The sequence below is a fragment of the Microbispora sp. NPDC046973 genome (assembly GCF_040644495.1).
Classification (GTDB): domain Bacteria; phylum Actinomycetota; class Actinomycetes; order Streptosporangiales; family Streptosporangiaceae; genus Microbispora.
On record NZ_JBEYWQ010000010.1, the window covers coordinates 168,521 to 184,594 of the forward strand.

Annotated in this window: 14 protein-coding genes; 8 read left to right on the forward strand and 6 right to left on the reverse strand. The window is 72.9% G+C overall.

What is annotated here, in order from left to right; all coding sequences use genetic code 11:
* Positions 1-179 precede the first annotated feature (179 nt).
* The 3 genes from sepH to ABZ860_RS20525 form a co-directional block, all read right to left on the reverse strand.
* Positions 180-2,516 carry a septation protein SepH gene (sepH, locus tag ABZ860_RS20515; RefSeq protein WP_357222321.1) on the reverse strand — a complete coding sequence of 779 codons (2,337 nt, stop codon included), beginning with the start codon at positions 2,514-2,516 and terminating at the stop codon, positions 180-182.
* Positions 2,517-3,015: 499 nt separating this feature from the next.
* Positions 3,016-4,308: a D-arabinono-1,4-lactone oxidase gene (locus tag ABZ860_RS20520; protein ID WP_357222323.1), complete on the reverse strand. Its 1,293-nt coding sequence runs from the start codon at positions 4,306-4,308 to the stop codon at positions 3,016-3,018.
* An 86-nt stretch (positions 4,309-4,394) separates the two neighbouring features.
* Positions 4,395-5,588: an MFS transporter gene (locus tag ABZ860_RS20525; RefSeq protein WP_357222325.1), complete on the reverse strand. Its 1,194-nt coding sequence runs from the start codon at positions 5,586-5,588 to the stop codon at positions 4,395-4,397.
* Positions 5,589-5,778: 190 nt separating this feature from the next.
* Between ABZ860_RS20525 and ABZ860_RS20530 the strand changes: the two genes are divergently transcribed.
* On the forward strand, positions 5,779-6,984 hold the full coding sequence (locus ABZ860_RS20530; protein WP_357222327.1) for a lytic transglycosylase domain-containing protein: 1,206 nt from the start codon (positions 5,779-5,781) through the stop codon (positions 6,982-6,984).
* Between the two features lie 48 nt (positions 6,985-7,032).
* On the opposite strand, the gene ABZ860_RS20535 is transcribed toward ABZ860_RS20530, so the two are convergent.
* The gene (locus ABZ860_RS20535; RefSeq protein ID WP_357222328.1) at positions 7,033-8,034 is read right to left on the reverse strand and encodes a ferrochelatase; all 1,002 of its coding nucleotides are present in this window, start codon (positions 8,032-8,034) and stop codon (positions 7,033-7,035) included.
* A gap of 130 nt (positions 8,035-8,164) precedes the next feature.
* Here ABZ860_RS20535 and ABZ860_RS20540 point away from each other — a divergent pair, with 130 nt between their 5' ends.
* Positions 8,165-10,096: a prolyl oligopeptidase family serine peptidase gene (locus ABZ860_RS20540; protein WP_357222466.1), complete on the forward strand. Its 1,932-nt coding sequence runs from the start codon at positions 8,165-8,167 to the stop codon at positions 10,094-10,096.
* Between the two features lie 112 nt (positions 10,097-10,208).
* Complete coding sequence (locus tag ABZ860_RS20545; protein WP_357222330.1) at positions 10,209-11,030, forward strand: inositol monophosphatase family protein; 822 nt, start codon at positions 10,209-10,211, stop codon at positions 11,028-11,030.
* A 111-nt stretch (positions 11,031-11,141) separates the two neighbouring features.
* Here ABZ860_RS20545 and ABZ860_RS20550 read toward each other — a convergent pair whose 3' ends face one another.
* Complete coding sequence (locus ABZ860_RS20550; protein ID WP_357222332.1) at positions 11,142-11,363, reverse strand: DUF2795 domain-containing protein; 222 nt, start codon at positions 11,361-11,363, stop codon at positions 11,142-11,144.
* A gap of 266 nt (positions 11,364-11,629) precedes the next feature.
* Between ABZ860_RS20550 and ABZ860_RS20555 the strand changes: the two genes are divergently transcribed.
* Positions 11,630-11,806 (forward strand): hypothetical protein, encoded by a 177-nt coding sequence (locus tag ABZ860_RS20555; RefSeq protein WP_357222334.1) that lies wholly within the window; start codon positions 11,630-11,632, stop codon positions 11,804-11,806.
* An 87-nt stretch (positions 11,807-11,893) separates the two neighbouring features.
* Here ABZ860_RS20555 and ABZ860_RS20560 read toward each other — a convergent pair whose 3' ends face one another.
* Positions 11,894-12,058, reverse strand: a complete 165-nt coding sequence (locus ABZ860_RS20560; RefSeq protein WP_179155445.1) for a hypothetical protein — start codon at positions 12,056-12,058, stop codon at positions 11,894-11,896.
* A 243-nt stretch (positions 12,059-12,301) separates the two neighbouring features.
* Here ABZ860_RS20560 and ABZ860_RS20565 point away from each other — a divergent pair, with 243 nt between their 5' ends.
* The 4 genes from ABZ860_RS20565 to ABZ860_RS20580 all read left to right on the forward strand — a co-directional run bounded on the left by ABZ860_RS20565 (position 12,302) and on the right by ABZ860_RS20580 (position 15,780).
* Positions 12,302-12,955, forward strand: coding sequence for a response regulator transcription factor (locus tag ABZ860_RS20565; protein WP_357222336.1), 654 nt, complete (start codon positions 12,302-12,304; stop codon positions 12,953-12,955).
* A gap of 39 nt (positions 12,956-12,994) precedes the next feature.
* Positions 12,995-14,449 carry a HAMP domain-containing sensor histidine kinase gene (locus tag ABZ860_RS20570; protein WP_357222338.1) on the forward strand — a complete coding sequence of 485 codons (1,455 nt, stop codon included), beginning with the start codon at positions 12,995-12,997 and terminating at the stop codon, positions 14,447-14,449.
* Between the two features lie 259 nt (positions 14,450-14,708).
* Complete coding sequence (locus tag ABZ860_RS20575; RefSeq protein ID WP_030505490.1) at positions 14,709-15,008, forward strand: DUF4193 domain-containing protein; 300 nt, start codon at positions 14,709-14,711, stop codon at positions 15,006-15,008.
* A 19-nt stretch (positions 15,009-15,027) separates the two neighbouring features.
* Positions 15,028-15,780: a hypothetical protein gene (locus tag ABZ860_RS20580; RefSeq protein WP_357222340.1), complete on the forward strand. Its 753-nt coding sequence runs from the start codon at positions 15,028-15,030 to the stop codon at positions 15,778-15,780.
* Positions 15,781-16,074: the final 294 nt, after the last annotated feature.

Genomic DNA, 16,074 nt, shown 5'->3' on the forward strand with positions numbered 1-16,074 from the left:
ATACACCAGCCTGTGAATGTTGTTAAGACGTTAGCTATTCCGATCTCCCGGCCGCACGTCGTCAGGCCGGCCGGCGAGTTCGGGAACTCGCCGACCGGCCTTCTCCCGCCGGTTCGTGACGACGCCTGCTCCGTGGACGGCACCGCCTGGGTGCCGGAAGGACGCCGCGTCCTGTGCGGTCAGTCCTGCTTGCGCGCGCCGAACATGATCTCGTCCCACGTCGGCACCGACGCCCGGCGTCCGCGCGACTTGCGGGGCCGCGGGGGAGCCGGCTTCGGCACAGGCGGGGCGGGCGTCTCGGGCTTGGCGTCCTTCGGAGCCTCCTTCTGCGCCTCCTTCGCCCCGTCCTTGGACCCGTCGCCCGGGCGCTGCGTCTTGCCTGCGTCCCCGGTACGGGGCGCCGGGGCGGGAGCCTGGGCCGCGGGCGGCTGGGCCGCGGGTGCCTGCGGCGCGGGTGCGGCCGCAGGCTGCGCAGGCGGCGTGGCCTGTGCCGCGGGGGCCTCGGGCGTGGCCGGGGTCCCCTGCGTCGCGGCCTCCGGCGTGGCCTGCGCGGCCGGGGCCTCTGGCGTGGTGGCCGCTGCCGCCGGAGCGGCGGGAGCCGCCGGTGTGGCCGACGCTGCTGCGGGCTGCGAAGCGGGCGCGGAGGCGGCGGGTGCCGCGGCGCCCGCCGTGGGTGCGCTCGGCGCGGGCACGCTCACCGTTGTGGTGTCGGCGGCGGGGCCCGCAGCGGGTTCCTCTGCGGACTCCGCCGGCGGAGCCGGTGCGGGGACGGCGGCGGGAACAGCGGCCGCCGGCGACGCCTCGTCCGTCGCGCCGCCCTCGACCGTGCTCGCGGTCGTGCTCGCAGTCGTGTCCGTGTCCGCCGCCGTGCCGGTGGCCGCGCCGGAGACTTGCAGCGACGCGGGCGCGGCGGGCGCCGGATCGGCCGGTGGCGCGGCCTCCGCGGCTGCGGTGGTCTCCACGGCGGCCTCCCCGCTCGCGCTAGCGGAGGCGCCGCCCTCGGCGGCGTCCTGGGGAGGCGCCACGGCGGCCACGACGTCCGTCCCCCCGGAGTCCGGAGCGGCGTCAGCAGTGGAATCCGGGGTCGCCGCGGTGGTCGGGGTCGTGGTGGCCGGGGTCGTGGTGCTCGGGGTCGTCGTGGTGTCCTCGGCGGCCACCCGGTCCGCGGGCGGCGCCGGGCGCGTGGCCTCCTGCGCCTCGGGCCGGCGCGGGGCCGCCGCTTCACCGGATGGCGTCACGCTGGCGGGGGCCTCGGGTGCCGCGTTCTGGACGGCGGGCTCCTGCGGGCGGGACGCCGGTCCGGCGGCGCTGGTCTCGCCGACAGCACGGTCCCCGGCAACGGCGCTGTGTCCGCCGGCGGCGGGCACCGACACGGCGGCGTCCGCCGCGGGCGCGGGTGCGGCGTCATGCGCGGAAGGCTGGGACGCGGCCTGCCGTCCCACGGCGTCCTGACCGTCCCCGCGGACCGCGCCGTCTGCGGCGGCGTCCGAGCCCGGAGCGGCCGGAAGGCCGGCGGCGGCAGGGGTGGCGTCGGCGGCCGTGCGCGGAGGAGCGGCCTCCGCCGCCCGTTCGGTCCGGGCCGGGTCCTCCACCCTGATCTCGGCGGCGGGTGGCGGGAGCGCGGCGTCGGGAGTGGCGAGGAGCGACTGCGGCAGCCGGAAGGGCACCGGGGTCAGCTCCGGCCGGTACGCCGCCGGCTCGTCCGCGTACGGCTCGGGCCGCTCCGGCCGGCCGGTCTCCGCGCGCAGCGGCGGGCTCAGCCGCGGCGGCGGCACGGGCTCGGGGAGCGCGGCGGGCTCGGAGCGTACGGCAGGCACGCTGAGACCGGGCTCGTCGCGCCGGGGAGAGGTGTTCTCGGGCAGCGGCGGCACCGGGGCGAGCTTGGACGCGAGGCGGGGCACGAAGGGGCGCACGGTGGCGTCGTCCCGCTCAGGCTCGACGTACTCGGCGGCCGACAGGCGCATGGCCTCGTCGTCGTTCGGGGTGATGTGGCGGCGGCGCGGGTCGAAGAGCCACTCGGCGTGGCGGGTGTGACCGTTCCAGACGAAGCCGAGCCGCACCCGCCAGAGGTTGTCGTCGCGCTTGGCGGAGTCCCAGTCGATCTCGTCGGCGGGCACGCCGCGGCGGGTCAGCCGCTCGGCGACCAGCTCGCCGAGCGTGGGCCCGGGGGTCGTCTCGCCCGGCATCCGGACCGAGACCCGCTGGGCCTGCTGGGCCATGTACTCGCGCTCCTGGAGAACCGGTCCCTCGAACCAGCGGACTCTCTCCACCGGAATGCCGGCGGTGGCCGCGATCTCCTCCGCCGTCTCGCCGGCACGGATGCGCGCCTGGATCTCCTTGGGACGCAACGGGCTCTCCACTTCGATCTCGTACTGGCCGAGACGGGAGAAGTTGCCGCGAACCGCAGCGCGGAGCCGGTCGTCGACGGGCAGCGTGAAGCGCGTGCCCCGCCCGGCCGTCGCCAGGACGAGGTACGTTCCGTCCTCACTTACCGCGACGAGACGGAGCTCCTGCATGCGAGTCCCTTCGTCGTCGTGCTCTGTCTTCCCCCGGACCCTTGAGTCTCTCGCGTGAGCCGGTTGCCTTCCAGCACCGTACCCGGCATGTCCGAACATCGCCTCGCCAGGGGGCGAGGCAGATGTTGTGACCCCGGTCACATTTTTCGCGTTCACCTTTCCGCAACCTGTCGGTCGTAGGGGAGCGGCAGCCCACAGGGGGCGGACGCACCGCCGATCCGGCCCAGAAGGCGAGAGCGAGGGTCGTGTCTCCTCAGGTGGTGCGCGCCCACCGCCCGTCCGTACGGCACGGGCGCGGCGCACGGCGGCGTGACCGTGCCGTACGCCGTGCGGCCGGACCTGCGGGAGGGTCTCATTCCTCTTGCTCCCTCGGGTTCGAGTGGCGCGCCGGGCTCTGGTGTGCCCGTGCTCCGCAATGTGCCTGCCCGAGGGCCGGCGCGGGCAACGCGACACGCGGAAGACGCCGGACCGTGGAGAGGGACTTTACGCGGCGATGGGGTCAGCCTTCCCGCGACGCGCCGAGCACCCGGTCGAGGTAATCATTGGAGAACAGCCCGTCCGGGTCCATCTCGCGGCGCAACGCGAGGAAGTCGCCGAACCTCGGATACACGCCGCGCAGGTAGTCCGCGTCGCGGGTGTGCAGCTTGCCCCAGTGGGGCCGGCCCCCCAGCCTGACCATGATCTCCTCCACGCCCTCGAAGTACGCGGGGTTGGGCGCCTGGCGGTAGACGTGGCAGGCGACGTACGCCGAGGGCCTGCCGTACGCGGTGGACAGCCAGGCGTCCGAGGGCGGCGTGACCCGCACCTCGACCGGGAAGGTGATCGGCCAGCCCGACCGCTCCACGAGGTCCCGCGTCTCGCGCAGGGCCTGGGCGAGGTGGTGGCGCGGGACGGCGTACTCCATCTCGAGGAAGCGGACCTCGCGCACGGACGTGAAGACCTTGTAGGAGGTGTCCACGCACTCCGACGACCCGAGCATGCGCGCGGAGATCCCGTTGATCGCCGGCACCGCGCCGGGGAGGCGGGCGCCGAGGGCGCAGGCCGCGCCGAACAGCGTGTTCTCCAGGAAGACGTTGTCGAGCCAGCGCTTGAAGGCGGCGGGCGGCCGCGCGGGGCCGGGGTGGCGGTTGTTGCGCTTGACCAGGCAGGTGTCGGTGTGGGGGAGCCAGAAGAAGTCGAGGTGGTCGTCGGCTTCCGTCAGGTCGTCGAGCGTGCCGAGGATCCGGCTGAACGCCATCGGCTCGCGGCGGTTGCGCAGCAGGAACGCGGGTTCGACCCGGAACGTGACGGCGGTCAGGATGCCGAGCGCGCCGAGGCCCACCCGGGCCGCGTCGAACAGGTCGCCCTCGCGCACGGTCGTCACGGAGCCGTCGGCGAGCACCATCTCCAGTTCGACGACCTGGTCGGCGAGGCCACCGACGTGCCTGCCGGTGCCGTGGGTGCCGGTCTGGATCGCCCCTGCGGCCGTCTGGGCCGTGATGTCGCCCATGTTGGCCAGCGCCAGGCCGCGCCGGTGGAGTTCCTCGTTGAGCGCGTGGAGAGGGGTGCCCGCGGCGACCTTGACCCACCCGTCGCCCGCGTCGAGGACGCCGGTCAGCGCGCCGGGCCGCAACAGGATGCCGTCGGTGAGCGCGACCCCGGTGAACGAGTGCCCCGTGCCGGTCATGCGCACCCGCCGGCCCGTCTTCGCGGCGTCCCGTACGGCGTCGGCGACCTCGGCCGCCGACGCGGGCGCGCGGACCTCCGCGGGGGTGACCGACTGGTTGCGCGCCCAGTTGACGAAGGCGTCCATGCTCCTCCTCGCCCCGGCGCCTGCCCCGGGGTGAACATGAACCCTACTCATGAATCGCCCCGCTGCCTACGGGGCCGGCCTCTGTCTCAGTTCGTGTGCTGGTGACGCACCCGGACCAGCGCGGAGCCGGTGAGGCCCACGACGGCCGCGAGCAGCGCGCAGGCGTAGGAGAAGCCGTACGCGTTGGACGCCCCGAACACGTCGGTCAGCCGTCCGCCCGCCCAGGAGCCCACGGCCACGCCGAGGTTGATCGAGGTGGTGATCCACGCCATGCCCTCGTTGAGCTGGGTCGCCGGGACCAGACGCTCCACCAGCGAGAACCCGGTGATGAGGGTGGGCGAGATGGACAGGCCGGCGACGAACAGCGCCAGCGCCATGACCCGCACGTCGCGCATGAGCAGCACCGGCGTGAGCCCGGCCGCGAACAGCGACAGCCCGCGGACGAACCGGGCGCGCAGGCTGATCTTCCAGTGCCGCGAGCCGTACCACAGGCCGGAGACCGCGCTGCCGCACGCGATCGACGCGAGCAGCAGACCGGCCGCGCCCTTGCTGCCGTGCTCCTCGGCGAAGGCCACCGTGATGATGTCGACAGAGCCGAACACCGCGCCCATGGCCAGGAAGACCGCCGACAGCAGCGCCACGCCCGGGATCGCGATCGGGGACCCGGCCGCCCCCCGGTGCCGTACGGCGGGCGGCTCGGTGCCGCGGAGCGAGGCGAACGCGAGTGTGCCCGACACGGTCAGCACGATCGCGGCGATCAGGCCCGCGTAGGGGTTGATCGCGATCGTGAGGGCGGTCACGAAGGCGGGGCCGCCGACGAAGATCACCTCGTCGGCCACGGACTCGAACGAGAACGCGGTGTGCAGCTTGGCGGGGTCGGCGAGCACGTGCGACCAGCGGGCCCTGACCATCGAGCCGAGAGAGATCCCGGTGGCCCCGGACGCCGCGCCGGCGGCGTACAGCGTCCACTCGGGCGCCCCGGCGTGCGCGCACAGCATCAGGGCGGTGAGCGAGCAGCCGTGCAGCAGCACCAGCGGGACCAGCACCCGCGCCTGACCGAACCGGTCCACCAGCCGCCCGGTGAGGGGCCCGGCCACGGCGACCGCGATCGAGAGGGTCGCCGCCACGGCTCCGGCCTTCGCGTACGAGCCGGTGATGGCGGTGATCAGCAGGATGACGCCGATGCCGAGCATCGACATGGGCGCCCGCCCGACGAACCCCGCGATGACGAAGCCCTTGACTCCGGGCGTGCCGAACAGCCCGCGATACGGCCCGACCATGGTGCGTTTCCCTTCGGCACTGAGTTCGGCACTCTGGGTGCATGTGCGTCCGGGCCGGCCGTTCGACAGCGGCGGCGGCCCCGGGGCGAGTCCCGGGACACGCGGACGGCGTTTGTCTCCGGTTTGACCATCGCCTACCCGCATATCATGAGGCAAGTGATTTTTCCGCGTCGGGGGTGGAGGGGCTGAAGTGAGGTCGTCCACTCATTCCGCCTCCTCGCGGCTGCGCCCGATCGTGACCGGCCTCGCGGCCGTGATCCTGAGCGTCATCGCCGCGGGCACCGCCTTCCTGGTCACCTGGCCCGGTGACGGCGCGCTGGCGGCCGGCGGCGGCCCGGCGGAGACGGACCGGACGCGGGCGGACAACCCCCTTCCGGCCGCGCGGTCGACGGCGAGAAGCCTCGTGCCCGACCGCACGCTGCCGTCGAGCGCGCCCGTCGTCGGCGGACCCGGCGTGCAGGTCACGCTGCCGCACCTGCTGGCGATCTCCCCGAAGCAGGTGCCGCAGAGCACGCTGTTGAAGATCGCCAGACTGCGGCACGTGCAGAAGGTGGCGGTCGCCGACGGCGGCGCGGTGCGAGTCTCCGGCACGGCCCTGCGGCTGCTCGCGGTCGACCCGGCCAAGTTCCGCTCCTGGACGCCGAAGAACGTGGCCGACCATCCGGAGGTGTGGAGCGCGCTCGCGCGGGGCGAGATGGTCGCCGACGCGGCCACGATCAAACGTCTCGGCATGCTGCTCGGCGCGGAGTACCAGATCGACCGCGGCCCCAGGGTGCGCGTCGCGGCCTCGGCCTCGCTCGGACTGCCCGGCGTGGACGGCCTGGTCAGCCAGGACCTGGGCCGCAGGCTCGGCTTCCCCGGCGGTGTCGTGGTGCTGGTCCACGGCGATCCGGGCAAGGTGAGCGACAAGGCGGTCGCGCGCCTGCTCGGCAAGGGCGCGCAGGTCGTGAGGGTCGGCGAGGCCGCCGTCCGGCCCCGGGCCACGGCCACGCCGGGGCAGGCCCTGGTGGGACGGCCCACGAGCTACCTGGACCTCTACCAGCGGTCCGCCACCGTCTGCCCCGGCCTCTCGTGGACCGTCCTCGCCGCCATCGGCCAGGTCGAGAGCAGCCACGGCCGCAACAACGGCCCCTCGTCCGCGGGGGCGCTCGGGCCGATGCAGTTCATGCCCGCCACCTGGAAGGCGTACGGTGTGGACGGCGACGGCGACGGCGAGGCGGACATCTGGAGTCCCTACGACGCGGTGCCGTCGGCCGCCAAATACCTGTGCGCCAACGGGGCCGGCGCAGGCGGCGACAAGCTCAGGAAGGCCGTGTGGTTCTACAACCACTCCTGGGACTACGTGAACAAGGTCCTGTCCCTCGCCGAGGCGTACGCCCGCACATACGCCTCCTGACGGCGGGGGACCTGCGGCGGAGGGTCCTGCCGTCCGGCTACGGCGGCGCTACCGGCCCGGCCGTCCGGCGGGCCGTACGGGCGCGGGGCAGCAGGTCGCCGCGCACGGCGCGGGCTCGGGCTCGGCGAGCAGTTCGGCCACCATCGACACGAACCGCGGGTGGGTGCCCGCGGTCGAGGCCCTGGTGAGGGCCATGCCGAGTTTCTCGGCCGTGGCCGCGGCCTCCACGTCGAGGTCGTACACGACCTCCATGTGGTCGGAGACGAACCCGATGGGCACCAGGACGGCCGACCGCACGCCCTCGGCGTGCAGCGCCTCCAGGTGGTCGCAGACGTCGGGCTCCAGCCAGGGCACCTGCGGCGGGCCGCTGCGGCTCTGCCAGACGAGGTCCCAGGCCCGGCCCTCGCCCGGCCGCGCCTGACCGATTTGGGCGGTCACCAGTTCGGCGGCCCGCCTGAGCTGGGCCTCGTACGCGCCCCCGGTGGGCCCTGCCGTGCGGGCCATGGAGACGGGGATGCTGTGCGCGGTGAACACGAGGCGGGCCTGCTCGCGGGCGCCGGCGGGCAGCCGGTCGAGGGCCTCGCGGGTGTGGTCGGCCATCGCCGCGATGAACCCGGGATGGTCGTAGTAGTGGCGGAGCTTGACGATCTCGGGGGCGCCGGGGACGGCGGCGCGGGCACGGGCGATGTCGTCGAGGTACTGCCGGCAGCTGGAGTAGGAGCTGTAGGCCGCGGTGACGAAGGCCGCCGCCTTGCGGACGCCGTCCTCCTTCATCCGCCCGACCGTGTCCTCCAGGAACGGGTGCCAGTTGCGGTTGCCCCAGTAGACCGGCAGGTCCACGTCGAGCGCGGCGATCAGGTCGCGGCACTGCTGGTTGATCGGGCTGACCCCGCCGAACCCCTGGTAGTGCGCCTCGACCTCCAGCAGCCGCTCGCGCGGCACGCCCCGGCCGCGCACGACGTTCTCCAGGAACGGCATGACGTCCTCGGGCTTCTCCGGCCCGCCGAAGGAGACGACGAGCAGGGCGTCGTATCCGTTGGTGCTCCCCATGCGCCACACCTTACGCGGGCGGTACGACGGTTCCGCCCGCGCCTGACGGCTTGGGCGGCGCGTGCGCACCGAGTAGGTTCGAGCGGTGAGCCAATTTCCGGACATCCGCGAATACACGGCCCTGCCGCGCATGAACGCCCTGCGGCTGTCGCCCGACGGGACCCGGCTCGTGTCCGTGGTCCAGTCGCTCAACCCCGACGGCAAGTCGTACGGCACCGCGCTGTGGGAGATCCCCCAGGACCCCGGAGGCGAGCCCCGCCGGTTGACCCGGTCGGCGAAGGGGGAGGCGGGGGCCGAGTTCGCCCCCGACGGGACCCTGTTCTTCGTCTCCCGCAGGCCCGACGAGACGGTCAAGGAGAGCGGCGGCGACACGGCCGCCCTGTGGCTGCTGCCCGAGCGCGGCGAGCCGGCGCGCGTCGCCACCCGGCCCGGCGGGATCGGCGGCGTACGGGCGGCGGGCGGCACGGTCGTCTACAGCTCCGGGGTGCTGCCCGGCGACGCCGCCACCGAGGAGGAGCGCCGCAAGGCCCGCGACGAGGCCGGGGTCAGCGCGATCCTGCACGAGGGCTACCCGGTGCGCTACTGGGACCACGACCTCGGCCCGGCGCAGACCCGGTTCTTCGCCGGCCGCGCCGCACGCGAGGGCCTGGAGGACGTGCGGGACCTCACGCCCGAGCCCGGCGGCGCGCTGGACGAGCACCTGTCGTTCGACGTCACCCCCGACGGGGAGACCGTGGTCGCGACCTGGCGGGTTCCGCTCCCGAACGGCGACGTCCGCTGGGACCTGGTCGCGATCGACGTCGCGGACGGCTCCCGGCGCACGCTCGCGACGTCCGACGGGCACGACTTCGGCGGGCCGGTCACGGTGTCGCCCGACGGGCGGCACGTCGCCTGCGTGCGGGAGCACCACGGCACCGAGGAGACGCCGATCGCGCTCGACCTGTGGGTGATCGACCTGTCGACCGGTGAAGGGCGCGCGGTCGCCGAGGAGATCTTCCCCGCCTCGGTCGCGTGGGCGCCCTCCTCACAGGAGCTGTTCTTCGCCGCCGACCACCGGGGTCGCCGGCCGGTCTTCCGCGTCACGCTCGACGGCGCGGTCACCAGGCTGACCGCGGACGACGGTGCGTACGCCGAGCTGTGCCCGGCCCCCGACGGCTCGGTCTACGCCCTGCGCGGCGCGATCGACTCGCCGCCGCGACCGGTGCGCGTCGCCGCCGACGGGTCGGTCACCACGCTGCCCTCGCCCACGCCGCCGCTCGACCTGCCCGGCACGCTGACCGAGGTGACCGCGACGGCCGAGGACGGGACCGAGATCCGGGGCTGGCTGGTCGTCCCCGCGGACGCGACCGCGGAGGACCCGGCGCCGTTCCTGCTGTGGATCCACGGCGGCCCGGTGTCGAGCTGGAACGACTGGAGCTGGCGCTGGAACCCCTGGATCATGGCCAGGCACGGCTACGCCGTGCTGCTGCCCGACCCCTGCATGTCCACGGGGTACGGCCAGGACATGATCCAGCGAGGCTGGGGCGACTGGGGGCCGGTGACCCACGCCGACCTCATGGCGATCACGGACGAGTGCCTCAAGCGGCCGGAGATCGACGAGCAGCGGACGGCGGCGATGGGCGGCTCGTTCGGCGGCTACATGGCGAACTGGGTCGCCGGGCACACCGACAGGTTCCGGGCCATCGTGACGCACGCGTCGCTGTGGAACCTGGACCAGTTCGCCGGCACCACCGACGGCGCCAACTTCTGGCAGCGCGAGTTCGGCGCCCTCGGGTCCGCCCGCTACGCCCGGCTGTCGCCCCACCGGTGGCTCGGCGAGATCAGGACGCCGATGCTGGTGATCCACGGCGACAAGGACTACCGCGTGCCGATCGGCGAGGGTCTGCGGCTGTGGTGGGACCTCCAGCGCTCGGGGGTGGAGTCGAAGTTCCTCTACTTCCCCGACGAGAACCACTGGGTGCTCAAGCCCGGCAACGCGGTCGCCTGGTACGAGACCGTACTGGCCTTCCTGTCCCAGCACGTCCTGGGCGAGGAGTGGACCCGTCCGCCGTCCCTGAGCTGACCGTTGAATGGCGGTACATCCTGGTTTGGGAGGATGTCATCCGTGCGGCCGACGCCCGAGCCGGGCGCCGGCCGCTCCGGTGTGAGCACGTACGAGGAGGGGGCAGGCCAGGATGGACGAGCGGGAGTACCGGCATGACCGCGCGAGGGTGGAGGAGCTGCTGGAGCTGGCGACCGGCATAGCGGAGGAGGCCGGCCAGATGCTCCTCGCCAAGCGGCCCGCGCGGCCCGAGGTGCTCGCCACCAAGTCGAGCCCCACCGACGTCGTCACCGCGCTCGACCGGGCCGCGGAGGAACTGATCCGCGGCAGGATCGCCGAGGCCAGGCCGCACGACGCGGTCCTCGGCGAGGAGGGCGGCGACACCCCCGGCGAGGGCGGCGTCCGGTGGGTCGTCGACCCCATCGACGGCACCGTCAACTTCCTGTACGGCCTGCCGGACTGGGCGGTCAGCATCGGCGTGGAGGTGGACGGCGAGATCGTCGCCGGAGCGGTGCACAACGTGCCGCGCGGTGAGTTGTTCACCGCGTCGAAGGGCGGCGGCGCCTGGCTGAGGGGCGAGCGGCTGCGCTGCAACACCGGCGTCCCGCTGGCCAAGGCCCTCGTCGCGACCGGGTTCGGGTACGAGGCCGGGCGGCGCCGGGTGCAGGCCGAGGTGCTGGAGCAGGTGGTGCACCAGGTCAGGGACATCCGGCGCGGCGGCTCGTGCGCCGTCGACCTCTGCTCGGTCGCCGCGGGCCGGGTCGACGCCTACTACGAGCGCGGCACCAACTACTGGGACCACGCGGCGGCCGGCCTGATCGCCGTGGAGGCCGGAGCCCGCCTCGGCGGCCTGAACGGCAGGCCGGTCACCCCCGACATGGCGCTGTGCGCGGCCCCGGGGCTCTTCGAGGAACTGCACGACCTGCTCGTCCCCCTCGACCCCGAGCGCGACTGACGCGCCCGCCCGGGCCGTCCCTCCTCGTCCGGCGTACGGAACAGGCGGCAGAGGGGCGGCCCGCCGGCCCGGCGGGCGACCGTTCGACGATCAGCCGCGCTGGTTCCGCTGCTAGTCGCGTTGCCGCCTGCCGCCGACGCCGAACTCCCGCGCGACGTCCTCGACGTTGGCGAAGATCCGGTCCGGCAGCGCACGCAGGGCGGACAGCACCCCGTCCGGCGCCGACTCGGACTCGGCGCGGGCCAGCAGGGCGGTCCGGTCGGCGGGGAAGACGTGTGTCCCGCTGATCCACCGCGCGAGGTCGCTGCGGCTGTCCACCTCCTGCCTGCTCATGCCCTCCGGCGGAGCCCGGCTCGTGCTCCTGGCCGGGCCGGTCGCGTTCGATGCCGCCCTGTTCCATGGCGATCCACCTCTCGTGCTCGCGTGACGCTGCGGCAAACGACGGCTCTACCCGCTCCCTCGACGGCGAACCCGCCGTCTCCCGCGGAGGCCGGCGGCCGCACTCACCTGCGCGAATTCGCCGCGGCCCGGCCGCATGCCCGCTCGGCTCGGGGGTACGCGGCGCGAGGAGGCCGAAGCGACACGGAAGGAGCGGCGACATGGCGATGCCGGAGGAGAGCGCGCCCAAGACCGGCCAGAACGACGAAGCCCTGCTCGGGCAGGCCGCGCCCGCCCGGCCGGAGGACACCCGCCGGGAGCCGGAGGACACCGAGATGGCCGCCAAGCTCAAGAAGGCCATGTCCGAGGCCGACGTGGATCGCGACGACTTCGCGTGACGCCGGTGGACGGTTCGTCGCGCGGACCACACACACAGGCGAGGGGGCCCACCGTACGGCGGGCCCCCTCGTCAGTGTCGGTTCCGGTCAGCGCTGGATGGAAATGCCGTGATCCTCAGCGAGGCGGTGCAGGTCCTCGATCTCGGCGGTGAGGGTGTCGGCGAGGAAGTCGTCCCCGCTCGTGGTGGCCTCTTCAAGACCCTTGTAGGCCTGGTCGAGCCTGGTTTCGATCGTGGTCGTGAACTCGCCCATCTCACCTTCTTTCTCAGGGGGCGAAACGTGTCACGGGGGGCTCCGGCACGGATCCTGCGGAGAGGCGCGCCCTTCCCCGGCACACGACAATGGAGGGTGTCACCTGCCTTACCCATGTCCGGACCGACCGCAAACCTGTGAATTTCTGTGCTCTACGTCACGTAGAGTGCCCGGAACCGCTTACCGGCGGCTTACGTCGAACATGGCCACAATGAGGGGCGTCGTACCAGCTAGGAGGACTTGATGCGCGTGCTTGTGGTGGAGGACGAGCGGGTGCTCGCGGACGCGATCGCCACCGGCCTCCGCCGGGAGGCGATGGCCGTGGACGTCGCCTACGACGGCGCCGCCGCCCTGGAGAAGACCGGCTACATCGACTACGACGTGATCGTGCTCGACCGCGACCTGCCCAAGGTGCACGGCGACGAGGTGGCCCGTCGACTGGTCGCCCAGCGGTCGGCCTCGCGGATCATCATGCTCACGGCCGCGGGCGACGTGGACGACAAAGTCGAGGGGCTGGAGCTGGGCGCCGACGACTATCTGGCCAAGCCGTTCGTGTTCATGGAGCTCGTGGCCCGGGTGCGCGCGCTCGGCCGCAGGTCCGCGCCGCCGCTGCCGCCCGTGCTCGACCGCGCCGGCATCCGCCTCGACCCCGGCAGGCGCCAGGTGACGAGGGACGGGGTCGAGGTCCACCTCACCAAGAAGGAGTTCGCGGTGCTGGAGGAGCTGATGCGGGCCGAGGGCGCCGTCGTCAGCCAGGAGGACCTGCTCGACAAGGCGTGGGACGAGAACATCGACCCGTTCACCAACGTGGTCAGGGTGACCATGATGACGCTGCGCAAGAAACTGGGCGATCCGCCGGTCATCGAGACCGTGCCCGGTGTCGGGTACCGGCTGTGACGACCCGCGCCACCGCCACGTCCCGGGGGAGGGGGCCCTGTGAGCGAACCGCGTGACGCCTCCGAGAAGGGGACGCCCCGGATCTTTCCGCCGCCCGGCGATCCGGACGCCGCCGCGACCTCGCCGGGCACGGCGGCTCCGGCCGGCGGCCAGCCCGCGGCGGGGCCCAAGCGGCGGATGTCGAACCCGATGGGCACCGGTCCCTACCGCAGCCAGGTGCCGCCGCCGCCCAGCGGCCCGCCCGCCTGGGACGGCCCGCCGCCCCTGGTCGCCCATCCCGTGCAGCGGGGCACCCTGCTCAACGAGATCAAGTCCCTCCAGAACCGCATCAGCATCCGCTGGCGCCTGACCCTCACGTACGCCGCGCTGGTCTTCGTCGCCGGCGCGCTGCTGGTGATGGTCATGTACGTGCTGATCGGCCAGGCGATCGACATCGGCTGGCAGAGTGTGCCGCAGATCATATTCCCGCGCGGAAGCGTGCCGCAGGAGTGGATCGACGAGGCCAACCACCAGTTCGCCCAGTCGCAGGCGGAGGTCACCGCGGTGGCGCGGGCCGAGCTGCTGAAGCGGGCGCTGCTGGCGCTGGCGGGCGTGGGGATCCTGGCGCTGATGCTGGGATACGTCGTGGCGGACCGTGCGCTGCGGCCCGTCATCAAGATGACGGCGACCGCGCGGAAGCTGTCGGAGACCTCGCTCGCCCACGAGCGCATCGACCTCCAGGGCCCCGACGACGAGCTGAAGGAGCTGGCCGACACCTTCGACGCGATGCTCACCCGGCTCAACACCGCTTTCGACGCGCAGCGGAGGTTCGTGGACAACGCCTCCCACGAGCTGCGGACGCCGCTGGCGATCAACCGTACGGTGCTGGAGGTGGCCCTGTCCGACCCCGAGGCGTCGGACGACCTCAAGGTGCTCGGGCGCACGCTCCTCGGCACCACCGCCCGCAACGAGCGGCTGATCGAGGGCCTGCTGCTGCTCGCCCGCAGCGAGCGCGAGCTGTCGGTGCGAAAGCCCGTGGACGTCCAGGAGGTCGCCAGGACGGCGGTGGAGCAGCTTGCCCCCTTCGCCGGGGAAGAGGGCGTCACGGTCGAGCACGATCTCCATCCGGCGGCCACGACGGGCGACCCCGTTCTCATAGAACGCTGTGTCTCCAACCTCGTCGAGAACGGCATCAAACACAATCTTGGCGAGTCCGGAAAAGTATGGGTCCGCACGGGAATTGTCGACGGGGGTGCGGTTGTTCAGGTCGCGAACACGGGACCGCACGTTCCCGCGTACGAGGTGGAGAGCCTGTTCGAGCCGTTCCGGCGCCTGAATGCCGACCGGGTTCAGTCCGCCAAGGGCGCGGGTCTCGGCCTGTCCATCGTGCGCGCAATCGTCCGCGCGCACGGCGGAACGGTCGCCGCTGTCCCCCGCGACGGGGGTGGTCTCGTGGTGACGGTGCGTCTGTCCGGAGCCGGGGCTTCTCCGGGGACGCCGCAGTCGGCGCGCTGATGGAGCGTGCACGCCGCACATGTGGTTGGATGTGCCGTCGAACACGGGTGGGGATACCGCCGATACTGTGGTTTTCGCCATATTTGGCTAACCGCGGTCCCCGGTGGGATGCCCCTCGCGTGTCGGAAGGTTCAGTGTTCGTTCAAGCGGGTACCGATTGCACAATTTAGCGGCCCCCGCGGGCACAACACCGGCCTTCCGAGCGTTATCCACGCGCGACACAGGCGCAGGCAGATAGATGAGGGGGATGGAGTAGCAGATGGCTACCGACTACGACAGCCCGCGTAAGACCGACGACGACCTCAACGAGGACAGCCTCCAGGAACTCCAGGCGCGCAGGAGCGACAAGTCGTCGGGCAGCATCGACATCGACGAGACCGATCTGGCCGAGTCGCTGGAGCTGCCGGGGGCGGATCTGTCGAACGAGGAGCTCTCGCTGCGGGTGATTCCTCGGCAGGCCGATGAATTCACCTGCTCGCGGTGCTTCCTGGTGCACCACCGCAGCCAGCTGGCCTCGGAGAAGAACGGCCAGCAGGTCTGCCGCGAGTGCGCCGCCTAGGAGACCCTTGGGAGGGTCCGTGACTTCAGCAGCGGATGAATCAAACAACGAGGTGGCCGACCTGGTCGGCAAACTCGTCGCCCCTGAGGAGACGGACGGGGCCGAGCGGCGTCGGCTGCTCGGCCGCCTCAGCGGGGCCTTGGCAAGATCCGCCAGGAAGGCGCGCGAACGGGGAGTCGGCCGGGGCCGGTGGCTGGCCGACGTCTTCATGAACATCGCCCCGCGGTTACCGGTAAGGGACTACGAGACGCTGCGGGAACACCACTACGGGCTCACCGGCGAGCAGCTCGCCGACGACCTCGTCCGCACCGCCGCGAAGGCGACGACGGCGGTCGGCGCGGTCGGCGGAGCGCTCGCCGCGGCCGAATTCGCCGCCCCGCCGCTCCTGCTGTCCGCGCCCGCCCAGATCGTGGCCGAGACGCTGGTCGTCGCGGCCATCGAAGTGAAGCTCCTCGCCGAACTGCACGAGGTGTACGGCGTGAAGGTCCCCGGCAACGGCACCCAGAGGGCGGCCGCGTTCGCGCTCGCCTGGTCGAAGCAGCGGGGCGTCAACCCCCTCGCCCCCGGCTCGGCCACGATCGCACTCGGGACCGCCGCCAAGACCGCACTGCGCAACCGCCTGATGCGCACGCTCGGCCGCCACCTCACCACGCTCGGCCCCTTCCTCACCGGCGCCGTGGCCGGAGGCGCGCTGAACCGGGCCGCCACCAGGAAACTCGCCGCCGCCGTGCGCGCGGATCTGCGCCGCCAGCGCGCCCTGCCGCCCGGCTGAACCCCGCCCATTGGCCGATCACCCCGCCCACCGGCTGATCTCCCCTCCCGCGCCGGTCCCCGTTCCCCGGTTCGGGCCCCTCTCCGTCCGGTCTCCGTCCCCCTGATGACCGCGCGGCGGTCCTGGCGCCCGTCCCAATCGGCACTCTCCGGCCGTCCTGATCTTCCAGATAGAGAAGTGTCACCGAGTGGTCTAAACCTCTTGCCGACCCCGTATGAGCTGCGTGAGATCATTCTCACAGTCATAGGTGTGGATTGTGCACGTTCTTACGGGTATGGGGGTCACTGGTGACTT